Annotated in this window: 23 protein-coding genes and 3 tRNA genes; 23 read left to right on the top strand and 3 right to left on the bottom strand. The window is 71.6% G+C overall.

Annotated elements, in window-relative coordinates; all coding sequences use genetic code 11:
• Positions 1 to 27: 27 nt before the first annotated feature.
• The 6 genes from M8330_RS11025 (at position 28) to M8330_RS11000 (ending at position 2,400) form a co-directional block, all read left to right on the top strand.
• A tRNA-Thr gene (locus tag M8330_RS11025) sits at positions 28 to 100 on the top strand.
• 53 nt (positions 101 to 153) lie between these two features.
• A tRNA-Met gene (locus tag M8330_RS11020) sits at positions 154 to 230 on the top strand.
• A 41-nt stretch (positions 231 to 271) separates the two neighbouring features.
• Entirely contained in the window at positions 272 to 442 is a 171-nt protein-coding gene (gene rpmG, locus M8330_RS11015) for a 50S ribosomal protein L33 (protein WP_136570641.1), read from the top strand.
• A 95-nt stretch (positions 443 to 537) separates the two neighbouring features.
• Positions 538 to 951 (top strand): FAS1-like dehydratase domain-containing protein, encoded by a 414-nt coding sequence (locus M8330_RS11010; protein WP_250052231.1) that lies wholly within the window; start codon positions 538 to 540, stop codon positions 949 to 951.
• Positions 948 to 1,349, top strand: coding sequence for a MaoC/PaaZ C-terminal domain-containing protein (locus tag M8330_RS11005; protein ID WP_250827358.1), 402 nt, complete (start codon positions 948 to 950; stop codon positions 1,347 to 1,349). The genes M8330_RS11010 and M8330_RS11005 overlap by 4 nt, the downstream gene beginning before the upstream one ends.
• On the top strand, positions 1,342 to 2,400 hold the full coding sequence (locus tag M8330_RS11000) for a UDP-N-acetylmuramate dehydrogenase (protein WP_250827357.1): 1,059 nt from the start codon (positions 1,342 to 1,344) through the stop codon (positions 2,398 to 2,400). Before M8330_RS11005 ends, M8330_RS11000 begins: the two co-directional genes overlap by 8 nt.
• 31 nt (positions 2,401 to 2,431) lie before the next feature.
• On the opposite strand, the gene M8330_RS22450 is transcribed toward M8330_RS11000, so the two are convergent.
• Positions 2,432 to 3,211 carry a DUF4190 domain-containing protein gene (locus M8330_RS22450; RefSeq protein ID WP_250827356.1) on the bottom strand — a complete coding sequence of 260 codons (780 nt, stop codon included), beginning with the start codon at positions 3,209 to 3,211 and terminating at the stop codon, positions 2,432 to 2,434.
• A 38-nt stretch (positions 3,212 to 3,249) separates the two neighbouring features.
• A complete protein-coding gene (locus M8330_RS10990; RefSeq protein WP_250827355.1) occupies positions 3,250 to 4,299 on the bottom strand; it encodes an adenosine deaminase in 1,050 nt (349 codons plus the stop codon).
• Between the two features lie 129 nt (positions 4,300 to 4,428).
• Here M8330_RS10990 and M8330_RS10985 point away from each other — a divergent pair.
• The 6 genes from M8330_RS10985 to M8330_RS10960 all read left to right on the top strand — a co-directional run bounded on the left by M8330_RS10985 (position 4,429) and on the right by M8330_RS10960 (position 8,423).
• Positions 4,429 to 4,501 (top strand) — tRNA-Trp (locus M8330_RS10985).
• A 35-nt stretch (positions 4,502 to 4,536) separates the two neighbouring features.
• Positions 4,537 to 4,761, top strand: a complete 225-nt coding sequence (gene secE, locus M8330_RS10980; RefSeq protein ID WP_250052241.1) for a preprotein translocase subunit SecE — start codon at positions 4,537 to 4,539, stop codon at positions 4,759 to 4,761.
• Between the two features lie 168 nt (positions 4,762 to 4,929).
• Positions 4,930 to 5,763: a transcription termination/antitermination protein NusG gene (gene nusG, locus M8330_RS10975; protein WP_250827354.1), complete on the top strand. Its 834-nt coding sequence runs from the start codon at positions 4,930 to 4,932 to the stop codon at positions 5,761 to 5,763.
• A gap of 193 nt (positions 5,764 to 5,956) precedes the next feature.
• The gene (gene rplK / locus M8330_RS10970; RefSeq protein WP_250827353.1) at positions 5,957 to 6,385 is read left to right on the top strand and encodes a 50S ribosomal protein L11; all 429 of its coding nucleotides are present in this window, start codon (positions 5,957 to 5,959) and stop codon (positions 6,383 to 6,385) included.
• A gap of 119 nt (positions 6,386 to 6,504) precedes the next feature.
• On the top strand, positions 6,505 to 7,218 hold the full coding sequence (rplA, locus tag M8330_RS10965) for a 50S ribosomal protein L1 (RefSeq protein ID WP_250827352.1): 714 nt from the start codon (positions 6,505 to 6,507) through the stop codon (positions 7,216 to 7,218).
• A 128-nt stretch (positions 7,219 to 7,346) separates the two neighbouring features.
• A complete protein-coding gene (locus tag M8330_RS10960) occupies positions 7,347 to 8,423 on the top strand; it encodes a TRM11 family SAM-dependent methyltransferase (protein ID WP_250827351.1) in 1,077 nt (358 codons plus the stop codon).
• Between the two features lie 111 nt (positions 8,424 to 8,534).
• Here M8330_RS10960 and M8330_RS10955 read toward each other — a convergent pair whose 3' ends face one another.
• Positions 8,535 to 9,815: an aspartate aminotransferase type Ic gene (locus M8330_RS10955; RefSeq protein WP_250052251.1), complete on the bottom strand. Its 1,281-nt coding sequence runs from the start codon at positions 9,813 to 9,815 to the stop codon at positions 8,535 to 8,537.
• Between the two features lie 303 nt (positions 9,816 to 10,118).
• Here M8330_RS10955 and rplJ point away from each other — a divergent pair, with 303 nt between their 5' ends.
• The 11 genes from rplJ (at position 10,119) to M8330_RS10900 (ending at position 21,543) form a co-directional block, all read left to right on the top strand.
• A complete protein-coding gene (gene rplJ / locus M8330_RS10950; protein WP_250827350.1) occupies positions 10,119 to 10,757 on the top strand; it encodes a 50S ribosomal protein L10 in 639 nt (212 codons plus the stop codon).
• A gap of 86 nt (positions 10,758 to 10,843) precedes the next feature.
• Positions 10,844 to 11,236, top strand: a complete 393-nt coding sequence (gene rplL / locus M8330_RS10945; protein ID WP_250052255.1) for a 50S ribosomal protein L7/L12 — start codon at positions 10,844 to 10,846, stop codon at positions 11,234 to 11,236.
• A gap of 354 nt (positions 11,237 to 11,590) precedes the next feature.
• Complete coding sequence (locus M8330_RS10940; RefSeq protein ID WP_250827349.1) at positions 11,591 to 12,544, top strand: ABC transporter ATP-binding protein; 954 nt, start codon at positions 11,591 to 11,593, stop codon at positions 12,542 to 12,544.
• Between the two features lie 7 nt (positions 12,545 to 12,551).
• Positions 12,552 to 13,334, top strand: a complete 783-nt coding sequence (locus M8330_RS10935) for an MlaE family ABC transporter permease (RefSeq protein ID WP_250827348.1) — start codon at positions 12,552 to 12,554, stop codon at positions 13,332 to 13,334.
• A 7-nt stretch (positions 13,335 to 13,341) separates the two neighbouring features.
• Positions 13,342 to 14,169 (top strand): MlaE family ABC transporter permease, encoded by an 828-nt coding sequence (locus M8330_RS10930; RefSeq protein ID WP_250827347.1) that lies wholly within the window; start codon positions 13,342 to 13,344, stop codon positions 14,167 to 14,169.
• Positions 14,170 to 14,171: 2 nt separating this feature from the next.
• On the top strand, positions 14,172 to 15,452 hold the full coding sequence (locus M8330_RS10925; RefSeq protein ID WP_250827346.1) for an MCE family protein: 1,281 nt from the start codon (positions 14,172 to 14,174) through the stop codon (positions 15,450 to 15,452).
• Positions 15,449 to 16,495: an MCE family protein gene (locus M8330_RS10920; RefSeq protein WP_250827345.1), complete on the top strand. Its 1,047-nt coding sequence runs from the start codon at positions 15,449 to 15,451 to the stop codon at positions 16,493 to 16,495. The genes M8330_RS10925 and M8330_RS10920 overlap by 4 nt, the downstream gene beginning before the upstream one ends.
• Positions 16,492 to 17,490 (top strand): MCE family protein, encoded by a 999-nt coding sequence (locus M8330_RS10915; protein WP_250827344.1) that lies wholly within the window; start codon positions 16,492 to 16,494, stop codon positions 17,488 to 17,490. Before M8330_RS10920 ends, M8330_RS10915 begins: the two co-directional genes overlap by 4 nt.
• The gene (locus M8330_RS10910) at positions 17,487 to 18,647 is read left to right on the top strand and encodes an MCE family protein (RefSeq protein WP_250827343.1); all 1,161 of its coding nucleotides are present in this window, start codon (positions 17,487 to 17,489) and stop codon (positions 18,645 to 18,647) included. Before M8330_RS10915 ends, M8330_RS10910 begins: the two co-directional genes overlap by 4 nt.
• Positions 18,644 to 20,260 carry an MCE family protein gene (locus M8330_RS10905; RefSeq protein WP_250827342.1) on the top strand — a complete coding sequence of 539 codons (1,617 nt, stop codon included), beginning with the start codon at positions 18,644 to 18,646 and terminating at the stop codon, positions 20,258 to 20,260. The genes M8330_RS10910 and M8330_RS10905 overlap by 4 nt, the downstream gene beginning before the upstream one ends.
• Positions 20,257 to 21,543: an MCE family protein gene (locus M8330_RS10900; protein WP_250827341.1), complete on the top strand. Its 1,287-nt coding sequence runs from the start codon at positions 20,257 to 20,259 to the stop codon at positions 21,541 to 21,543. The genes M8330_RS10905 and M8330_RS10900 overlap by 4 nt, the downstream gene beginning before the upstream one ends.
• The last annotated feature ends 7 nt before the right edge of the window (positions 21,544 to 21,550 follow it).

Raw genomic sequence — 21,550 nt, 5'->3', positions numbered from 1 at the left:
CGGGCATGTGTAATCTTCTTTCCCGTTGCCCCTTTAGCTCAGTCGGCAGAGCGTCTCCATGGTAAGGAGAAGGTCTACGGTTCGATTCCGTAAAGGGGCTCTGGGATCGAGGTTGGACGCAGGCTTACGCTGGTGTCCAACCTCGTCCCCTGTGGCGGGGTAGCTCAGGTGGTTAGAGCACACGGCTCATAATCGTGGTGTCGCGGGTTCGAGTCCCGCCCCCGCTACCACTGACTCATCCGCACTTCCTCGATCAACCAAGGACTTCCCCGTGGCCTCCAAGAGCTCTGACGTTCGCCCCAAGATCACGCTCGCCTGCGTTGACTGCAAGGAGCGGAACTACATCACCAAGAAGAACCGTCGGAACAACCCCGACCGGATCGAGCTGAACAAGTTCTGCCCGCGCTGCCGCAAGCACACCGCGCACCGCGAGACCCGCTGAACCTCAGCACCAGACGCACGGCGACCCGCCCGGCTCCGGCCCGGCGGGTCGTTGCGTTTCGAACCCGTCCCGCCCGGCGCACTAGGCTCGGCCGCATGCCCGTGGACTCCTCCCTCGTGGGGCGTGCCTACCCGGCGTCCAGGCCGTACACGGTGACCGACGAGCGCGTCCGCGCGTTCGCCGAGGCCACCGGCGGTACCTGGAGCGGCGGTGCGCTCCCGGCGACCTTCCCGATCGTCCTGGCCTTCGACGCCATGTTCGACTTCCTCGACGCCGAGGGCGTCGCGCTGCACCGGATCGTGCACGGCGAGCAGAAGTTCGCCTACGCCCGGCCGCTCGCGGTCGGCGACGTCCTGAGCGCCACCCTGTCCGTCGCCGGCCTGCGCCAGATCGCCGGCAACGACATCATCACCACCTCCAGCGAGATCACCGACGCCGACGGCGCCGTGGTCTGCACGGCCACCGCCACGCTGGTGCACCGCGCCCCCGGCGAGGAGGAGCAGGCATGAGCGCCCTCGAGGCAGGCACCGTCCTGGAGCCGCAGACCTACCCGGTCACGCGCGCCCACCTCGTCCGCTACGCGGGCGCCAGCGGCGACTTCAACCCCATCCACTGGTCCGACCGCGTCGCCACCAGCGTCGGCCTGCCCGGCGTCATCGCCCACGGCATGTTCACCCAGGCGCTGGCCGCCCGCGCGGTCGCCACCTGGACCGACGGTGCCGACGTGGTCGAGCTCGGCTGCAAGTTCACCAACCCCGTCGTCGTCCCCGACGACGACGAAGGCGTGGAGGTGGTCGTCGGCGGCACCGTGAAGAAGGTCGAGGACGGCCTGGTCACGATCGCCCTCGAGGTCACCTGTGGCGGGCAGAAGGTCCTCGGCATGCCGAAGGCCGTCGTCCGTGCCTGAGGTCCAGGACCCGGCCGCGACCCGGCTGGCCGAGCACACCACCCTGCGCCTGGGCGGCCCGGCCCGCCGCTTCGTCCGCGCCACGACCGACGACGAGCTGGTGGCCGCGGTGACCGCGGCCGACGACGCCGGCGAGCCCCTGCTGCTGCTCGGCGGCGGCTCCAACCTCGTCGTCGCCGACGAGGGCTTCGACGGCACCGTGGTGCAGGTCGCCACCCGCGGGATCACCGCCGACGTGGACGACGGCGAGGTCAGCTGCGGTGGTGCCCTGGTGACCGTGGCCGCCGGTGAGCCCTGGGACGACGTCGTGGCCCACGCGGTCGCCCGCGACTGGGCCGGCATCGAGGCGCTCTCCGGCATCCCCGGCTCCACCGGCGCCACGCCCGTCCAGAACGTCGGCGCCTACGGTCAGGAGGTCGCCCAGACCATCGCCCAGGTCCGCACCTGGGACCGGCACGACCGCGCCTGGCGCACCTTCGCGGGCGCCGACTGCGGGTTCGCCTACCGGTGGTCGCGGTTCAAGGCCGAGCCCGACCGCTACGTCGTCGTCTCGGTGACCTTCCAGCTGCGCGCCGCCTCGCTCGGCGGGCCGGTGGCCTACGCCGAGCTGGCCCGCACCCTCGGTGTCGAGCAGGGGCAGCGCGCCCCGATCGCCCAGGTGCGCGAGGCCGTCCTCGGCCTGCGGGCCGGCAAGGGCATGGTGCTGGACGCCGCCGACCACGACACCTGGTCGGCCGGCTCGTTCTTCACCAACCCCGTGCTGGCCGCCGAGCAGGTGCCCGAGGGCGCGCCCGCCTACCCGCAGCCGGACGGCACGGTGAAGACGTCGGCGGCCTGGCTGATCGACCACGCCGGCTTCGCCAAGGGCTACGCGGTCACCCCGGACGCCGCCGCGTCGCTGTCGACCAAGCACACCCTGGCGCTCACCAACCGCGGTGGCGCGCGCACCGCCGACCTGCTCGCCCTGGCCAGGGCGGTGCGGGACGGGGTGCGCGAGCGCTACGGGGTCGAGCTGGTCAACGAGCCGGTGCTGGTCGGCTGCTCGCTCTGAGCGCCGGCCACCGCGCCGCCGCGTCCGGGCCTCAGACGCCTGTGTAGGGGCCGCTCGAGGTCGGCGCCGCGATCGCCAGCACCACGAAGAAGGCGATCGCGAGCAGGCCCAGGGCCAGGAACACGGTGCCGATGATGCCGAGCACCATGCCGGCGGTGGCCTCCCCGGTACCGCCCCAGCGGTCGGGCTCGCGCCGCACGGCCCGGCGTGCGCGGGCGCCGAGCACCCAGGCGACCGGCGAGGCCAGGAAGCCGAGGCCGCACATGAGGCCGAGCGCGAGGCCCACGATGCCCAGCACCAGGGCCGGCATCGCCTGCCCGTGCCGCGGCACGGCGGCGTAGGGGTACCCCGGCTGCGGGTAGGCCTGCGGCTGGTACTGCTGCTGGTACGGCTGCTGGTAGGGCTGCCCGTAGGCCGGCTGCCCGTGGGCCCCGCTGGCCGGCGGGTACCCCTGGGGGGCCTGCGGCGCGGGCACCGGCGTGGCCGCCCCGGCACCACCGGCGTGCGGCGGGAGGGGCAGGGTCGGCTGTGCCGGCGGTGCCTGCTGCTCCGGGGGCGGGTACGCCTGCGGGGCCACGCCCCAGCCGGGCGCCGTCGCCTGGTCCGGGGTGGAGCCCGGCGGGGTCCAGGCCGGCGGCTGCCAGGTGCGGGGCTCCCAGTCCGGCTCGTCCTCGGCCGCGGACGACGGCCCTGGCTCCGAGGTCGGGTCCTGCGTCGGGTCCGGGGTCGGGTCCGGCGTCGGCTCGGGCTGCTCGGGCTTGGTCAGGTCGACGCGCTGGACGGGCTGGGTCTCCTCCGGGTCCTGGCTCACGAGCCCATCCTCTCAGGCAGCGACCCCGGCCCGTCCGGTCACTGGCCCGTGGACCACGCGTCGACGTCGGCCAGCGCCCGCGCCAGCACGTCGGAGGGCGCCCGGGAGGCCCGCAGCGACATCCGGGCCAGCTCGGCGAGCGTGTCGTCGTCCAGCCCGTGCGCGTCGCGCACCGCCTCGTACTGGCCGAGCAGCCGGGGCCCGAAGAGCAGGGGGTCGTCCGCGCCCAGGGCCACCGTGGCGCCGGCGGCGAGGAGCCGCGGCACCGGCACGGAGGCCAGGTCCGGGTAGACCCCGAGGGAGACGTTGGAGGTGGGGCAGACCTCGAGGGCGATCCCGGCCTCCACCACGCGGTCGAGCACCGCGGGGTCCTCCACCGAGCGCACCCCGTGGCCCAGGCGCCCGGGGTGCAGGGCGTCCAGGCACGTGCGCACGTGGTCGGCGCCGCGCAGCTCGCCGCCGTGCGGGACGAGCAGCAGCCCCGCCCGCTCGGCGATGGCGAAGGCGGGGCCGAAGTCGAGGGTGCTGCCGCGGCGCTCGTCGTTGGAGAGGCCGAAGCCGACGACCCCGCGGTCCGCGTACTGCGCCGCCAACCGGGCCAGGGTGCGGGCGTCCAGGGGGTGGCGGGTGCGGTTGGCGGCGATGACGACGGCCATCCCGAGCCCGGTCGCGCGCGAGGCGTCGGCCACGGCGTCGAGCACCAGGTCCGTCATGGCGGTGATGCCGCCGAACCGGGCCGCGTAGCCGCTGGGGTCGACCTGGATCTCGGTCCACACCCCGCCGTCCGCCGCGTCGTCCTCGGCCGCCTCGCGCACCAGCCGGCGCACGTCGTCCTCGGTGCGCAGCACCGCCCTGGCCACGTCGTAGAGCCGCTGGAAGCGGAACCAGCCCTTCTCGTCGGCCGCGGAGAGCGTGGGCGGCCAGTCCTCCACCAGCGCGTCGGGCAGCCGGACGCCGTCGCGCTCGGCGAGCTCGAGCAGGGTGGTGTGCCGCATGGACCCGGTGAAGTGCAGGTGCAGGTGCGCCTTCGGCAGGGCCCGCAGGTCACGCCGCTCGGTGACGGTGCGTGCACGGGAGTCGGGGGCCATGGCCGCCAGCGTAGGAGGGACCCGTTTGGACGAGGTGCAGCGGCACCCGTAGTATCCTCGTTCGGTGGTTCGTTCCACAGGCTCAGTCACGTCCTCGGGCGTGCCGGCCGCCGGGACCGGACGCATCGGAGGGCACTAGCTCAACTGGCAGAGCATCGGTCTCCAAAACCGAAGGTTGGGGGTTCAAGTCCCTCGTGCCCTGCAAAGAGACGACGACGAACGACGAGAGGTGACGACATGTCGGACACCCGTAGCGAGAAGGTGGAGCGCACCGGGCCGGTGACGTTCCTCCGGCAGGTCGTCGCCGAGCTGCGGAAGGTCGTCTGGCCGACCCAGGAGCAGCTGGTCACCTACTTCGTGGTGGTCCTGGTGTTCGTGGTCGTCATGATGGCCTTCATCTCCCTGCTGGACCTGGGCCTCGGCCGCCTGGCCTTCGCCCTGTTCAGCGGCGAGCTGTTCTAGTCCCCGCGAGAGGTGGCGCACGCGGCGCCACCTGGCTCTACGCTGGGACGCCTAGGCTTGGCCCCGCCCGGGTCGGCACGCCGTGCGTGCCGCCCACCGGTTGGGCCGCCGCACCCGGCAGGACGCCGGGAAACCCCGGACCGGGGAGGCCCCGGTCCCGTCGAGCTGATGGAGCATCACGTGTCGGAGCAGTACGAGTCGGAGCAGGTCGACCCGGTCGAGGAGACCGAGGTCGAGCCGCAGGACGTGGCTGCTGACGAGCCCGACGTCGACGAGGACGCCCTCGACGAGGTCGACGCCGACCTCGCCGAGGACGCGGACGTCGAGGACGAGGCCAGCCAGGACGAGGCCGCCGAGGCCGAGGAGAGCGACCCCCTCGAGGAGTTCCGCCGCGAGCTGTGGGCCAAGCCGGGCGACTGGTTCGTGGTGCACACGTACTCGGGCATGGAGAACCGGGTCAAGCAGAACCTCGAGAACCGCATCATCTCCCTCAACATGGAGGACTACATCCACGAGATCGTGGTCCCCACCGAGGAGGTCGCGGAGATCAAGAACGGCCAGCGCAAGATGGTCAAGCGGACCGTCCTGCCCGGCTACGTGCTCGTTCGCATGGACCTCACCGACGAGTCCTGGTCCGCCGTCCGGCACACGCCGTCGGTCACCGGCTTCGTCGGCTCCTCGCACCAGCCGGTGCCGCTGACCATGACCGAGGTCGAGGACATGCTGGCCCCGGCCGTCGTGGCCCGCGCCGAGGCGGAGGCCGCCGCTGCCGGCGCCTCGTCCTCCGGTGGCGGCTCCGCCTCGCAGCCGGCCAAGAAGCCGATCGAGGTCGCCGACTTCGCGGTCTCCGACTCCGTGATGGTCGTCGACGGCCCGTTCGCCACGCTCCACGCCACGATCACCGAGATCAACGCCGAGTCCCAGCGCGTCAAGGCGCTCGTGGAGATCTTCGGCCGCGAGACCCCGGTCGAGCTGTCCTTCAGCCAGATCCAGCGCGTCTAAGCCTCGCTAGCCTGCGAGCGAAGGGCCCGCCACCCCACCGGGGTGGCGGGCCTCGCCGGTCCGGAGCCCGTCGGTTTGGGTCGGAGCGGCACCTCGCCGCACAATGAACGCTGCGTCCGGTGACGGGCGCAGGTGGCAGAGGACGCGACGGCGTCCTCGTCATGACCACGAGACAGAAAGAGAAGGAAGCATCATGCCTCCCAAGAAGAAGATCTCTGCACTGGTCAAGGTGCAGCTGCAGGCCGGTGCCGCGACCCCGGCCCCGCCGGTCGGTACCGCTCTCGGTCCGCACGGCGTCAACATCATGGACTTCTGCAAGGCGTACAACGCCCAGACCGAGTCCATGCGCGGCAACGTGATCCCGGTCGAGATCACCATCTACGAGGACCGCTCGTTCACCTTCATCACGAAGACCCCGCCGGCGGCGGAGCTCATCAAGAAGGCTGCTGGTCTCCAGAAGGGCTCCTCGGTCCCGCACAAGGAGAAGGTCGGCAAGCTGACCAAGGACCAGGTGCGCGAGATCGCCCAGACGAAGCTGCCCGACCTCAACGCGAACGACATCGACGCCGCGATGAAGATCGTCGAGGGCACCGCCCGCTCCATGGGCGTCACCACCGACTGAGGACCCCGCTGACGCACTCCCGCGTCGCCTGAGCGCGACGCCGCGTCCGCACCCCACCTGTGGCAGGGCCGCGCTGGCCCGACGACCACACCTGGAACGAGAAGAAGAGAGACCAGACCATGCAGCGCAGCAAGAGCTACCGCGCGGCCGTCGAGTCCTACGACACCGACGCCCTGCACGCCCCCCTGGCCGCGATCCAGATCGCCAAGGGCTCCACCAAGAAGAAGTTCGACGAGACCGTGGACGTCGTGATGCGTCTCGGCGTCGACCCCCGCAAGGCCGACCAGATGGTGCGCGGCACCGTCAACCTGCCCCACGGCACCGGCAAGACCGCCAAGGTCCTCGTCTTCGCCGTCGGTGACAAGGCCCAGGCCGCCCTCGACGCCGGTGCCGACGAGGTCGGTGGCGACGAGCTGATCGAGAAGGTGGCCGGCGGCTACCTCGACTTCGACGCCGTCGTCGCGACCCCGGACCTCATGGGCAAGGTCGGCCGCCTCGGCCGCGTGCTCGGCCCCCGCGGCCTCATGCCGAACCCCAAGGTCGGCACCGTCACCCCGGACCCGGCCAAGGCCGTGACCGACATCAAGGGCGGCAAGATCGAGTTCCGCGTGGACCGTCACGCCAACCTGCACTTCATCATCGGCAAGGCGTCCTTCGGTGAGAAGCAGCTCGCCGAGAACTACGCCGCCGCGCTCGAGGAGGTCCTCCGCCTCAAGCCGTCCGCCTCCAAGGGCCGCTACGTCAAGAAGGTCACCTTCTCGACCACCATGGGCCCCGGCATCCAGGTCGACCCCTCCGTCACCCGCAACATCGCGGGCGACGAGGAGGCCTGAGCCCCCTCTTGCTCCTCGTGAGCGAAGCCTGACGACGGCCCGTCGCGCCCCCACCGGGGCCGGCGGGCCGTCGCCGTTCCCCCCTCCCTCGACCGGCCACGCCCCCGCCCCACCCCGCAGGAGTCAGCATGAGCACCTGGGCCGTCCTCGTCCGCCCCTCGGCCAACCGCGTGTACGCCGACGCCACCCCCGCCCTGCTCCTCGCCGAGGCGCAGGTGCTGGCGGCCACGGCGCTGCGCGAGGAGATCGACGACGTGCGCCTGGTCGAGATGGGTGGGCTGCCGTACCTCCAGGTCCGCACCGTCGACGTGGAGCTGAGCGAGCGCACCCGCGCCCACCTCTCGCTGCTCTCCGGCGGGTACGCCCTCTTCGAGCTGGAGGACGCCGGCTTCGGCCCCGCCCTGCTGCCGGCCGAGCCCGCGCAGGTGCGGACCCTGGACGAGGACCTGCTGACCATCCAGAAGTACGTCGGCAAGACCAACGAGCTGTTCACCCGGCTCCTGCTCAACCTCACCGTGTGGGCCTCGGCCACCCCGGACGGGCTGCTGCCGGCGTCCGTGGCACCGCGCAAGCGCGCCACCCGCGTGCTCGACCCGCTGTGCGGGCGCGGCACCACGCTGCACGCGGCGCTCGTGCACGGGTGCGACGCCGAGGGGCTCGACACCGACGGCAAGGCCTTCGACGCGCAGGAGGCCTACCTGAAGACCTGGCTGCGCACGAAGCGCCTCAAGCACACCGCGGACGTCTCCCCGCTGCGCCGCGACGGGCAGAAGCTCGGGCGGCGGCTCGCGATCGAGGTGGCGGCCGACAAGGAGGCGTGGAAGGCGGGGCGCACCCAGCGGCTCGCGGTCGTCGAGGCCGACACCCGGCGCACCGGCGACGTGTTCAAGGCCGGCTCCGCCGACGTCCTGGTCACCGACGCGCCGTACGGGGTCAAGCACGGCTCCCACGGTGCGGACGGCGGCCGCAGCCGCGGCCCGGCCCAGCTGCTCACCGAGGCGCTGCCCGGCTGGCGGCGCGTGCTGCGGCCCGGGGGAGCGGTCGGCATCGCCTGGAACACCCACGTCGCCCCCCGCGAGCAGGCGCTGGAGATCCTGGCCGACGCCGGCCTCGAGCCCCTGGACGACGGCCCCTGGCAGGGGTTCCGGCACCGCGTGGACGCCGGCATCGACCGCGACGTCGTCGTGGCGGTCAACCCCGGCTGAGCCCGAAGCGGAGACCCTCCGGACGCACGAGACCCCGGGACGTCATGCGTCTGAGGGACACTGCGTCCGCTCCGCATGACGTCCCGGGGTCGGCGTCCGGGAGCGCCCGGCTCAGCTGCTGAGCTTCTCCGCGGCGGCGAGCGCCACGCAGGTGGCGACGCCGGCCATGGCGGTCTCGACCTGGTCCAGCGGCGGGAACGTCGGAGCCAGGCGGATGTTGCGGTCGCGCGGGTCCAGGCCGTGCGGGAACGCCGAGCCCGCGGGCGTCAGCGAGATGCCGGCCTCCTTGGCGAGCTGGACGACGCGGGTGGCGGTGCCGTCGACGACGTCGAGGTTGACGAAGTAGCCGCCGGTCGGCTCGGTCCACTCGGCCACGCCGAGACCCGAGAGCGCGCCCTCGAGGGCGTCCTGCACGGCGGCGAACTTCGGCGCGATGATGTCGCGGTGCTTGCGCATGTGCGCGCGCACGCCCTCGGCGTCGCCGAAGAACTCCAGGTGGCGCAGCTGGTTGACCTTGTCCGGCCCGATCGAGGCCATGCCCAGGTGCGTGAGGAACCAGGCCTTGTTCACGGGCGACATCGCCATCATGGCCACGCCGGCGCCCGCCCAGGTGATCTTGGAGGTCGAGGCGAACACGATCGGTCGCTCGGGGTGGCCGTTGGCCGCCGCGATCGCGAGCGCGTCGGCGCTCTTGACCTCCACGTCGGTGAGGTGGTGCAGCGCGTAGGCGTTGTCCCACAGGATGCGGAAGTCCGGTGCGGCCGTCGGCATCGACATGAGCGCGGTGGCGACCTCGACGGAGCACACCGAGCCGGTCGGGTTGGCGTAGGTCGGCACGAGCCACATGCCCTTGACCGACGGGTCGTCGGCGACGAGCGCCTTGACCGCCTCGACGTCCGGCCCGTCCTCGTGCATGGGCACGGTGACCATCTCGATGCCGAGGTCGGCCAGCAGCGTGAAGTGCCGGTCGTAGCCGGGCACCGGGCAGATGAACTTCACCGTGCCGGCGTCCTTCCACGGGGCGTCGACGCCGGCGGCACCCCACAGGAGCAGGGACGTGACGGTGCGGTGCATCATCTCGAGGCTCGAGTTGCCGCCCGCGATCACCTGCTGCGGCTCGACGCCGAGCAGCTCGGCGAACAGGGCGCGCAGGCCGAGGAGACCCTCGAGCCCGCCGTAGTTGCGCACGTCGGTGCCGGTGGCGTCCGTGGTGGAGGTGGGCAGCGAGAGTAGGCCGTTGGAGAGGTCCAGCTGCTCCGCGGACGGCTTGCCACGCGTGAGGTCCAGCTTCAGCCCGCGATCTTTGAGGGCGGCGTAGTCGGCCTGGGTCTTCGCGAGGAAGGCAGCCAGGTCGTCGGCGGAGAGCTGGTCGAGCGGCGTGCGGTCGGTCATGGTGCCGATCCTGCCAGCCGGTACCGTGCCGGCACACTCCCTGCGCGGGGGATGGACACCGCCGACGTCCACGATTTTGCGTGGCGGCCCGACACCCCTACCTTGGAACGCGTAACCAGAGACCGCCGGTCGTCCTGATGCGCGAGCAGCAGGGCTGAAGGCCTCGCGAGAGCGAGCGACCCGCGCAGGATACAGAGCACCGAGCGGGCACGAGAGTGCCGCTCCCACGCCCTGGGCCTGCGCCCGGGGCGTTCGTCATTTCACGGGGTTCACGGTGGCTCTCCGACCGATGTAAGGAGACCCATGGCGCGGGCAGACAAGCAGGCGGCCGTCTCGGACCTCGTTGAGCAGTTCAACGAGTCCGCTGGCGCCGTGCTGACCGAGTACCGCGGTCTCACCGTGAAGGAGCTGCAGGACCTCCGCCGCTCCCTCGGCGAGAACGCCACGTACGCCGTGGTCAAGAACACGCTGACCAAGCTGGCCGCGAAGGAGGCCGGGCTCTCCGGCTTCGACGGCCTGCTGACCGGCCCGACCGCCGTTGCCTTCATCAAGGGCGACATGGTCGAGGCTGCCAAGGGCCTGCGTGACTTTGCCAAGGCCAACCCCACCCTTGTCATCAAGGGTGGAGTCATGGACGGCCAGGCGCTCGACGCTGCCGAGGTGGCCAAGCTGGCCGACCTCGAGTCGCGCGACGTCCTCCTGGGCAAGATGGCGGGCGCCATGCTGGCGTCGCTGTCCCAGGCCGTCTACCTCCTCAACGCCCCCCTCGCCCAGGCCGCCCGGCTCGCCGGTGCGCTCGAGGCGAAGGCGCAGGAGGACCCCTCGATCCTCGCAGGTGGTGCCGGTACGCCGGCCGCCGCCGAGGAGGCCCCGGCTGCTGCCGAGGCCCCCGCCGACGAGGCCCCCGCGGCCTCCGACGAGGGCGACACCGCCGAGGCGTGACCCTCCCGGGTCACCCACGGCTACCACCACCTGAAACCCGGACGACGCCCGCGACGGGCGCCGACCACAGCTGAAAGGACGCCACCATGGCGAAGCTGAGCACCACCGAGCTCCTCGACGCGTTCAAGGAGATGACCCTCATCGAGCTCTCCGAGTTCGTGAAGGAGTTCGAGGACACCTTCGGCGTCACCGCGGCCGCCCCGGTCGCCGTCGCCGCCGCCCCCGCTGCCGGCGGTGCCGCCGGTGGCGAGGCCGCCGCCGAGGAGAAGGACGAGTTCGACGTCGTCCTCGAGTCCGCCGGTGACAAGAAGATCAACGTCATCAAGGAGGTGCGCGCCCTGACCTCCCTCGGCCTGAAGGAGGCCAAGGAGCTCGTCGAGGGTGCGCCCAAGACCGTCCTCGAGGGCGCTGCCAAGGACGTGGCCGAGAAGGCCAAGGAGTCCCTCGAGGCCGCTGGCGCCTCCGTCACCCTCAAGTGACCTGAGTCCCCTCCGGGGGACACCGCCCCGCACGGGGCACCTGCACGATCCGCCGAGGGCGGTCATCCCGATCAGGGGTGGCCGCCCTCGCGGCGTTCCCGGCAGCGGCCGTGACAGCGCTGCCGAGAGTGGCCGGCGGTCTTGACCGGCGCGGCCTCCTCCTCGAAACCCCTCCGGTGGGGCCCCGCCCCTGCCGACCGGCAGGACGGACCTGCCACCGGATGTGACCGCGACCACGCGTCCAGCGTGACGTGGGCGACATTCGTGCGTAACCTCGCGCCGACCCCGCCGTTGTTACTGGCAGGTCAGGAAGCGGCGCCACCCGGTGCCGCCGCACGGGAGGGGAGGCGCGCGATGGGTGTCGAGATCAAGGTCGAGAACCTGACGAAGTCCTTCGGCAGGCAGCTGATCTGGGGAGACGTCACGCTGACGGTGCCGGCCGGGGAGATCTGCGTGATGCTGGGCCCGTCGGGCACCGGCAAGTCGGTGTTCCTGAAGTCGCTGATCGGGCTGCTGAAGCCCGACCGGGGCTCGATCGTCATCGAGGGCACGGACATAGCCTCCTGCTCCGAGCGCGAGCTCTACGAGATCCGCAAGCTGTTCGGTGTGCTGTTCCAGGACGGCGCGATGTTCGGCTCGATGAACCTCTACGACAACGTCGCCTTCCCGCTGCGCGAGCACACGCGCAAGTCGGAGTCCGAGGTCCGGCAGGTCGTCATGGAGAAGATGGACCTGGTCGGCCTCGTCGGCTCGGAGGACAAGCTGCCCGGCGAGATCTCCGGCGGCATGCGCAAGCGCGCCGGCCTGGCGCGCGCGCTCGTCCTCGACCCCGAGATCGTGCTCTTCGACGAGCCCGACTCCGGCCTGGACCCGGTGCGCACCGCGTTCCTCAACCAGCTCATCGTCGACCTCAACGCCCAGATCGACGCGACCTTCCTGATCGTCACGCACGACATCAACACCGCGCGCACGGTGCCCGACAACATCGGCCTGCTCTACCACAAGCACCTGGCCATGTTCGGGCCGCGCGAGATGCTGCTCTCCTCCGAGGAACCCGTCGTGCGTCAGTTCCTCAACGCCCAGCGCGTCGGCCCGATCGGCATGTCCGAGGAGAAGGACGCCGACGAGCTCGCCGCCGAGGCGGACCAGGAGCTGCCGCCCCTCCCGCCGATCCCGCTCCAGCTGGAGCCCTCCAACGGCATCCCGCGGCGCAGCCAGCGCGAGCCCGGCGGCTGGTGCCGCGAGAATGGGGTGACGCCGCCGCCCGGATCGTTCTCGCCCGGCATGGCCATGGCGACGGGGGCCTGAGGGACCGATGGCCTCGACCACCGCCCGCCTGCTCGCCCCGGTGGGGGCTGCGGGCAGCCTCTTCGCCTTCGCGCTCGACGTCGCGCGTGGGCTCTTCCGGCGCCCCTTCCAGCTGCGCGAGTTCATCCAGCAGGCCTGGTTCGTGGCGTCGGTGACGATCATCCCGACCGCCCTGGTGGCCATCCCGTTCGGTGCGGTCATCGCGCTCCAGGTGGGTGGCCTGATCCGTCAGTTCGGCGCCGAGTCGTTCACCGGCTCCGCATCGGTCCTCGCCGTCGTCCAGCAGGCCGCCCCGATCGCGACCGCCCTCCTCATCGCCGGCGCCGGCGGCTCCGCCATCGCCGCCGACCTCGGCGCCCGCAAGATCCGCGAGGAGCTGGACGCGATGATGGTGCTGGGCATCGACCCGATCCAGCGCCTGGTGGTGCCCCGCGTGCTGGCCACCATGCTGGTCGCCGTCTTCCTCAACGGCCTGGTCTCGGTGGTCGGCGTCGCCGGCGGCTACGTCTTCAACGTCGTCCTCCAGGACGGCACGCCCGGCGCCTACATCGCCTCCTTCACCGCGCTCGCGCAGCTGCCGGACATCTGGATCGGCCTGGTCAAGGCGCTGATCTTCGGCCTCATCGCGGCCGTGGTCGCCTCCTACAAGGGGATGAACGCCGGGGGTGGCCCCAAGGGCGTGGGCGACGCGGTCAACGAGTCCGTGGTGATCACGTTCCTGCTGCTGTTCATCGCCAACTTCGTCCTCAGCGCGGTCTACCTCCAGATCGTCCCCCCGAAGGGCGGGTGAAGGGGCCGTGGCCGACCTCAAGGCGATCTACACCAAGCCGCTCGGGGCCCTCGACGACCTCGGTGGGCAGCTCGCGTTCTACCTGCGCGCCCTGGCGGCGACCCCGCGCACGGCGCGCCGCTACTACAAGGAGATCATGCGCATCCTGGCCGAGGTCACCCTCGGCTCGGGGTCGCTGGCGGTCATCGGCGGCACCGTCGGCGTGATCGTCTCGATGACGTTCTTCACCGGCGCCCAGGTCGGCCTCTCCGGCTACGCCGCGCTCGACCAGCTGGGCACCGCCCGGTTCGCCGGCTTCGTCTCTGCCTACTTCAACACCCGCGAGATCGCCCCGTTGGTCGCGGGCATCGCGCTGGCCGCCACGGTGGGCTGCGGCTTCACCGCCCAGCTGGGCGCGATGCGCATCTCCGAGGAGATCGACGCCGTCGAGGTGATGGCGATCCCCTCGATGCAGTACCTGGTGAGCACCCGCATCATCGGTGGTCTCATCGCGATCGTCCCCCTGTACGTCGTGGGGCTGCTCTCGTCCTACTTCGCCACCCGGCTGACGGTGACCGGCATCTACGGCCAGTCAGCAGGCACGTACGCCGACAACTTCACCAAGTTCCTGGCACCCGAGGACGTGCTCTGGTCCTTCGGCAAGGTGCTCGTCTTCGCGGTGACGGTGATCCTCATCCACTGCTACTACGGCTACACCGCCAGCGGCGGCCCGGCCGGCGTGGGCGTGGCCGTGGGGCGCGCGGTGCGCACCTCCATCGTCGCGGTGAACGTCATCGACCTCATGCTGTCGATGGCGATCTGGGGCACCACGACCACGGTCAGGTTGGCAGGGTAGTCGTGCTGCTGCGTCACGTCCGCACGCTCGGACTCGTCTTCCTCGCACTGCTGCTGGTGGCGGTGTGGCTCACCTACGCCCAGTTCACGGGCGTCTTCCGCGACTACACGACCGTCACCCTGCGCAGCACCAGCGCCGGGCTCCAGCTGCCGCGGCGCGGCGACGTGAAGATCCGCGGCGTCATCGTCGGCGAGGTGCTCTCCTTCGACGCCACCTCCGAGGGCGTGGACGTGGAGCTCGGGCTGTTCCCCGACAGCACCGAGACCATCCCGTCCAACGTCTCCGCCTACATCGTGCCCAAGACGCTGTTCGGCGAGAAGTACGTCAAGCTCGAGGTCCCGGCCGACCCGGCCCGGCCGATCCAGGCCGGCGACACGATCACCCAGACGCGCCTGTCGACCGAGGTCGAGGAGGTCCTCGACGACCTCTACCCGCTGCTGCGCACCGTCCGCCCGGCCGACCTCAACGCCACGCTCACGGCGCTGGCGACGGCGCTGGAGGGTCGCGGCGACCTCATCGGGGAGAACCTCGAGACGGTCGACGCCTACCTGAAGAAGCTCAACCCGCAGCTGCCGGCCCTGGTGGAGGACCTGCGCCTGACCGCGGAGGTCTCCGACCTCTACGCCGACGTGCTGCCCCAGGTCGGGCAGATCCTCGACGACACCGTCACCACGACCACCACGCTGCGCGACCGCGAGGAGATGCTGAACGCCCTCTTCAACGACGTCAGCGCGTTCTCCGGCTCGGCACGCACCTTCCTGCGGGACAACGAGCAGAACCTGATCCGCCTCGGCGAGGTCTCCGAGCCGCAGGTGCGGCTCCTGGCCAAGTACGCCCCGGAGTTCAGCTGCCTGACGGAGGGCCTGGTCAACGCGGGCAAGATCCAGGCCGAGGCCTTCCGCAACCACACGCTGCACATCACCCTCGAGACGCTGCCGAACCAGCCCCGCGGCTACACCGCCGCCGACGTCCCGCGCTTCGGCGAGGACCGCGGCCCCAGCTGCCTGCACCTGCCCAACCCGCCGTTCGACCAGGACAACCCGCTCCGGGCCCAGCCGAACATGGACGACGGCGTCGACGAGCCCACCGGCAAGGGAACCTCACGCGTGACCCCCAGCTACTTCTTCCGCACGGACGCGGGCCGCGCCGGCAGTGACGCCGAGACGGCCCTGGTCGACTCGCTGCTCGCGCCGGCCCTCGGCACGACCGCCGAGGACGTGCCCGACCTGGGTGCCCTCCTGGTGGCGCCGATGGCCCGCGGGGCGGAGGTGGAGCTGCGATGAAGCTCCTCGACGGCCGCACCGCCGCCGACCTGGTCAAGCTCGGCATCTTCGTCCTCGTCACCACGCTGGCCACGGGCCTGCTGGTGATCACGGTCGGCAACCTGTCCTTCGCCGAGACCCGGCCGGTGCGCGCGACGTTCACCGACGCCACCGGCGTGGTGGCCGGCGACGACGTGCGCGTCGCCGGCGTCAAGGTCGGCTCCGTGACCGACATCGAGGTCGTGGACGGCAGGATGGCGATGGTCTCCTTCGACCTCCAGACGCAGGTGCCCGTCACCGACGTCACCCACGCCACGATCCGGTACCGCAACCTGGTCGGGCAGCGCTACATCAGCCTCGACCAGCGGCCCTCGTCCGACCCCGTGGACCTCGGGGAGGTCGACGGCGACCCGGTGATCGCGGTCGCCCAGACCCGCCCGGCGCTGGACCTGACCGTGCTGTTCAACGGCTTCAAGCCGCTGTTCCAGGCCCTGAGCCCGGCCGACGTCAACCAGCTCTCCTACGAGATCGTCCAGGTCTTCCAGGGGGAGGGCGGCACGCTGGAGAGCCTGCTCGGCCACACGGCGTCGGTCACCCAGACGCTGGCCGACCGCGACGAGGTCATCACCGACCTGATCGAGAACCTCGACCAGGCGCTGGACCACCTGGCCGACCGCGACGACCAGCTCTCCGACCTGATCATCACGTTCAAGCAGCTCGTGCGCGGGCTGAAGAACGACCGCGAGCCGATCCTCGACTCGCTGACGCAGATCTCGCTGCTCTCCGAGGAGACCGCCGGCCTCGTCACCGACGTGCGCGCCCCGCTGGTCACCGACATCAAGCAGCTGCGCCGGCTCACGCGGAACATCGACGACGGCTCCGAGGAGCTCGACCGCGCGCTCCAGGTGCTGCCGGTCAAGCTCAACACCATCGGCGGCACCGCCACCTACGGCTCCTGGTTCAACTTCTACCTCTGCCACTTCGAGGCCGACGTGACCATCCCCGGGGGCGAGACCGTCCCGCTGAAGTACGAGACGGGGTCTGCGAGGTGCGACCTCGGATGAAGCCCTTCCGCGAGCGCAACCCCGTGGTGATCGGCGCCGTCAGCCTCGTCGTGCTGGCGCTGCTGCTGGTCGCCGCGTTCCGTGCCCAGGACCTGCCCCTCATCGGTGGCGGGCAGACCTACTACGCCGAGTTCAGCGAGGCCGGCGGCCTCAAGGTCGACGACGAGGTCCGCATCGCCGGCGTCCGCGTCGGCGAGGTGCGCACCATCGAGCTGGACGGGGACAAGGTCCGCGTCGGGTTCCGGGTCAGCACCGACGACACCTTCGACACCGACGCCCGCGCCTCCATCCGCGTGAAGACGCTGCTCGGCGACATGTTCCTGTCCGTCGAGCCCAGCGTCGCCAGGGCGGGGCAGGCCGGCCCCCGGATGGAGGAGGGCGGCACCATCCCGGTCTCGCGCACGACCTCCCCGTTCGACGTCGTCGACGCCTTCACCGGGCTCGCCGACACCGCCGAGCGGATCGACACCGGCCAGCTCACCGAGTCGCTGCGCACCCTGGCCGACCTGACCCGCGACACCCCCGAGGAGTTCCGCGGCGCCCTGGCCGGCGTCTCGGCGCTCAGCGCGAACATCGCGGCCAAGAACGACGAGATCAACAGCCTGCTGGTCAACCTGCGCCGGCTCTCCACCGTGCTCGACGCCCGTGACGAGGACATCGTCGCGCTGATGAAGGACGCCGACGTCCTGTTCCGGGCGCTGGTCGAGCGGCGGCAGGCCATCCACCGGCTGCTCGTCTCCACCCAGCGGCTCTCGCGGGAGCTGACCACGCTGATCCGGCAGTCGCGCGCCGATCTGAAGCCCGCCCTGGAGAACCTCGACGCGGTGCTCGACGTGCTCAACAAGAACGAGGACAACATCGACAACAGCCTCCGGCTGATGGCGCCGTTCTACCGCGTCTTCGCCTCGACGCTGGGCAACGGCCCCTGGTTCGACACCTACATCCAGAACTTCCCGCCGATCGCGGAGCTCCAGAACGGTGGTGGTCTCGGATGAGGGCCCTCACCACCGTGCGCACCGTGCTCCTGGCGCTCGTCGCGCTGGCCGTGGTCGTCACCGTCGGCGTCGTCCTCCTGGACGGCGACGACGGCAAGACCCTGACCGCCCGCTTCACCTCCGCCGCCCAGCTCTACGAGGGCAGCGACGTGCGGGTGCTGGGCGTCCCGGTCGGGGAGATCACCTCCGTGCGCCCCGACGGCACGGACGTGGTGGTCACCATGCGCTACGACGGTGAGCTGGACGTCCCCGCGGACGCCCAGGCCGTCGTCATCTCCCCGTCGGTGGTCGGCGACCGCTACGTGCAGCTCACCCCCGCCTACACCGGCGGCGCGGTGCTGGAGTCCGGCGCCGAGCTCGGCACAGACCGCACCGCCGTCCCCCTCGAGCTGGACCAGGTCTACCAGTCGCTCGACGACCTGACGGTGGCGCTCGGCCCCGAAGGCGCGAACAGCGACGGTGCCCTCTCCGACCTGCTCGTGCAGACGGCCGAGAACTTCGGCGGCCAGGGCGCGACGTTCCGGCAGACGCTCAGCGACTTCGCCGACTTCACCGAGACCCTCGACGACAACTCCGACGACCTCTTCGGTGCCTCGGCCGAGCTGGGGCAGTTCCTGGAGACGCTCGCCGACAACGACACGACCGTGCGCCGGTTCAACAGCTCGCTGGCCGACGTCTCCGACCTGCTCGCGGGCGAGCGGCAGGACCTCGCCGCGGCGCTGGACGCGCTCGCGACGGCGCTCACCCAGGTGCGCCGCTTCGTGGACGACAACGGGGAGATCCTCACCGAGGACGTGAAGGGGCTGAACCGCGTGGCCAAGGTCCTGGTGAAGCAGCGCGCCGCGCTCGACGAGACCCTCGACGCCGCACCGCTGGCGCTGAACAACCTGTACCTGACCTACAACCCGCAGGCCGGCACCCTCGACACCAACGCGAACCTCACGCTGATCGAGGACCAGCTGGTCAACGACCCGGCGCTGCTGCTGTGCACCGTCGCCAACTCCGTCGACGACACCGGTGGCCTGTGCGACGCCCTCGAGGGCGCGCTGCCGCGCCCCGGTGCCCTGGACGCGCTGCGCGGGCGCAGCGGCAGCACGAGCGGTGCCGCGGTGCTCTCCGACGCCACGCTCGGCGGACTCGTGGCGGTGACCGAATGAGCGCCACCCAGCCCCGACGCCAGCCCCGACGCCAGCCCCGCCGTGGGCCCGGTCGGCTGGCCCGCCTCTGGCGCGCGGCGGCGCTGGCCGTCGTCCTGCCGCTGGGCCTCTCGGCCTGCAGCAGCGGCTTCGACGTCTACTCCCTCCCGCTGCCCGGCGGCCCGGACGTCGGCGACGACCCGATCACCGTCACCGCCCAGTTCCGCGACGTGCTGGACCTCGTGCCCAAGTCGACCGTCAAGGTCGACGACGTCACCGTCGGCCAGGTCACCGACGTGGCGCTCGCCGACGACGGCGAGACCGCCCTGGTCACCCTCGAGCTGCGCGAGGACACCGAGCTGCCCGCCGACGCGGTGGCCCGCATCCGCCAGACCAGCCTGCTCGGCGAGAAGTTCGTCGAGCTCGACGCCCCCGACGGCGGCGGCACCGGCAGCCTCGAGGACGGCGCCGCCATCGGCCTGGACGCCACCGGGCGCAACACCGAGGTCGAGGAGGTGCTCGGCGCGCTGAGCCTGGTGCTCAACGGCGGCGGCGTGGCCCAGCTGAAGACGATCGCCACCGAGCTGAACACGGCGTTGGAGGGCCGCGAGGGCACCACCCGCGACGTGCTCGAGCAGATCCGGGTGCTGATGCGCACCCTGGACACCAAAAAGGCCGACATCGTGGACGCGATCGAGCGGATCGACCGCCTGGCCCGGTCGGTGCGTCGTCAGCAGCCCTCCATCGACGCCGCGCTGGAGGAGCTGCCGTCCGCCCTGCGCTCGCTGGACTCCCAGCGCGAGGACCTCGTGAGGATGCTCCGGTCGCTCAACCGGCTCGGCGACGTCGGCGTGCGCGTCATCCGCTCCACCCAGGAGTCCACCACCGCCACCCTCGAGCAGCTCCAGCCCGTGCTGGCCGAGCTCGCGAACAGCGGCGACTCGCTGGTGGAGTCGTTCAACGTCTTCCTCACCTACCCCTTCGTGGACGAGGTCGTCGGCCGCAACCCGCAGGTCGCGCGCAACCTGCACATGGGCGACTACACCAACCTCTCCATCGAGATGCAGATCGACCTCTCCCTGGGCCTGGACGACGGCATCCCGACCGAGCTGCCGACGCTGCTCCCTTCGGACCTCGACCCGACGGTCGTGCTCGACCTCGTCGCCGAGTGCCTCGCCTCCGGGGACCTGACCTCCGAGGCCTGCCAGCGGGTGCTCGCCACCCCCCGCCTCCTGCTGGAGCTGCGCGAGGAGTGCGCACGCCCCCGCAACAAGGACGTCGCCGTGTGCACCCTGCTCAACCAGCTGCCCGGCCTGCCGAACCCCGGCGGCGGCGAGTCCAGCAGTGGCGGCGGCGGTCTCCCGCTCCCGCTGCCCTCGATCTCGCTGCCCGGCCTCGGGCGGGCCGGCGTCGACGCGCTGCGCACCCCCGAGCAGACCCGGGGCTCCACGACGGGCTCGTCGACGGGCACGGCACGGACGACGGTCGGCGACCGCGGCCCCACGATGGGCGAGCTCTCCGCCCTCTACGACGCCGACCTCGTGGCGCTGCTCGTGCCCGGCCTGGTGGGGACGACCAGCGACACCAGCCCGGACACCACCCGAGACACCAGGGACGGGGGTGAGGTCCGGTGATCACCCGCCGCACCCGCATCCAGCTGTTCGTCTTCGCGCTGATCACCCTGGTCGGCTGCTCCTACGTGGGCGCCACCTACGCCCAGCTCGACCGGTTCTTCCGCGACACCGACTACGAGGTCGTGGCGCACTTCGCCTCCTCCGGCGGCATCTTCGCCGGCGGCCAGGTCACCTACCGCGGGGTCGCCGTCGGCCGGGTCGACGACCTGGTGCTCACCGACGACGGCGTCGACGTCCACCTGCAGATCGACAAGAAGTGGGACACCATCCCGGCGGACACGCTGGCGGTGGTCGCGAACGCCTCGGCCGTCGGTGAGCAGTACGTCGACCTCAAGCCGCAGACGAAGAGCGACCCGTACCTGGAGCAGGGCTCGGAGATCGACACCGCCGACACCGCCGTCCCGATCGCGACCGAGAAGCTGCTCGGCGACGTGGCCCGCACCGTGCAGTCGGTCGACCGCGACGCCCTGCGCACCACGGTCACCGAGCTCGGGGCCGCGTTCGGCGGCAGCGGCGAGGACCTCTCCCGGCTCATCGACTCCGGCTCGTCCTTCATCGAGGACGCCGACGCCAACTTCCAGGTGACCACCGACCTGATCCGCGACGCGAACACGGTGCTGAGCACCCAACTGAGGAGCGAGCAGGACATCCGCACCTTCGCGCGCCGGCTCTCGCAGTTCTCCTCGACGCTGGCCGGGGCCGACCCGGACCTGCGCCGCCTGCTCAAGGCCGGCTCTCCCGCCGCCCGCGCCCTGCGCACCCTGATCGAGGACAACCGCGTGGAGCTGGGCGACCTGATCAACAACCTGGTGACCACCGGGCAGGTCGTGACCCGGCACCTCGACGGGGTCGAGCAGCTGCTGGTCATCTACCCCTACGTGGTGGAGGGCGGCTTCACCGTCGTGTCCAAGAGCCCCACCAGCGGGCTCTACAACGCCCACTTCGGCCTGATCATCACCGACAACCCGGTGTGCCAGCGGGGCTACGAGAGCACGCAGAAGCGCACTCCGAGCGACCGCGACGAGCGGCCGATGAACACGAAGGCCCGCTGCACCGAGGGGCCCGGCACCAGCAACGCGCGCGGCGTGCAGAACCTCAACCGGCCCGCCGCCGCCTACGACCCCGACAGCGTCGTGGCCAGCTACGACCCCGAGACCGGCGACCTCACGTGGGGCGGTGTGCCGCAGGGCGGCGCCAACGCCGCCACCCCGGCCCCCGCCACCCTGGCCGGGGACGCGTCCTGGCTCTGGCTCGACGCGCTCGCCACACCAGCGGGGGAGTGACCGGCCC

Source organism: Nocardioides bruguierae, assembly GCF_023656415.1.
Lineage (GTDB): Bacteria > Actinomycetota > Actinomycetes > Propionibacteriales > Nocardioidaceae > Nocardioides > Nocardioides bruguierae.
The sequence above is the reverse complement of the archived record's forward strand: the minus strand, read 5'-3'. Positions and strand labels throughout refer to the sequence as shown.

Excerpts from the sequence above, each read along its gene's own strand:
- nusG (WP_250827354.1), top strand. The coding sequence starts at position 4,930 with ATGGAGCATCACGTGTCGGAGCAGTACGAGTCGGAGCAGGTCGACCCG.
- M8330_RS10955 (WP_250052251.1), bottom strand. The coding sequence starts at position 9,815 with ATGACCGACCGCACGCCGCTCGACCAGCTCTCCGCCGACGACCTGGCT.
- M8330_RS11010 (WP_250052231.1), top strand. The coding sequence starts at position 538 with ATGCCCGTGGACTCCTCCCTCGTGGGGCGTGCCTACCCGGCGTCCAGG.
- secE (WP_250052241.1), top strand. The coding sequence starts at position 4,537 with ATGTCGGACACCCGTAGCGAGAAGGTGGAGCGCACCGGGCCGGTGACG.
- rplJ (WP_250827350.1), top strand. The coding sequence starts at position 10,119 with ATGGCGCGGGCAGACAAGCAGGCGGCCGTCTCGGACCTCGTTGAGCAG.
- M8330_RS10910 (WP_250827343.1), top strand. The coding sequence starts at position 17,487 with ATGAGGGCCCTCACCACCGTGCGCACCGTGCTCCTGGCGCTCGTCGCG.
- M8330_RS10940 (WP_250827349.1), top strand. The coding sequence starts at position 11,591 with ATGGGTGTCGAGATCAAGGTCGAGAACCTGACGAAGTCCTTCGGCAGG.
- rplK (WP_250827353.1), top strand. The coding sequence starts at position 5,957 with ATGCCTCCCAAGAAGAAGATCTCTGCACTGGTCAAGGTGCAGCTGCAG.
- rplL (WP_250052255.1), top strand. The coding sequence starts at position 10,844 with ATGGCGAAGCTGAGCACCACCGAGCTCCTCGACGCGTTCAAGGAGATG.
- rplA (WP_250827352.1), top strand. The coding sequence starts at position 6,505 with ATGCAGCGCAGCAAGAGCTACCGCGCGGCCGTCGAGTCCTACGACACC.
- M8330_RS10915 (WP_250827344.1), top strand. The coding sequence starts at position 16,492 with ATGAAGCCCTTCCGCGAGCGCAACCCCGTGGTGATCGGCGCCGTCAGC.
- M8330_RS10905 (WP_250827342.1), top strand. The coding sequence starts at position 18,644 with ATGAGCGCCACCCAGCCCCGACGCCAGCCCCGACGCCAGCCCCGCCGT.
- M8330_RS11005 (WP_250827358.1), top strand. The coding sequence starts at position 948 with ATGAGCGCCCTCGAGGCAGGCACCGTCCTGGAGCCGCAGACCTACCCG.
- M8330_RS10960 (WP_250827351.1), top strand. The coding sequence starts at position 7,347 with ATGAGCACCTGGGCCGTCCTCGTCCGCCCCTCGGCCAACCGCGTGTAC.
- M8330_RS10920 (WP_250827345.1), top strand. The coding sequence starts at position 15,449 with ATGAAGCTCCTCGACGGCCGCACCGCCGCCGACCTGGTCAAGCTCGGC.
- M8330_RS10935 (WP_250827348.1), top strand. The coding sequence starts at position 12,552 with ATGGCCTCGACCACCGCCCGCCTGCTCGCCCCGGTGGGGGCTGCGGGC.
- M8330_RS10990 (WP_250827355.1), bottom strand. The coding sequence starts at position 4,299 with ATGGCCCCCGACTCCCGTGCACGCACCGTCACCGAGCGGCGTGACCTG.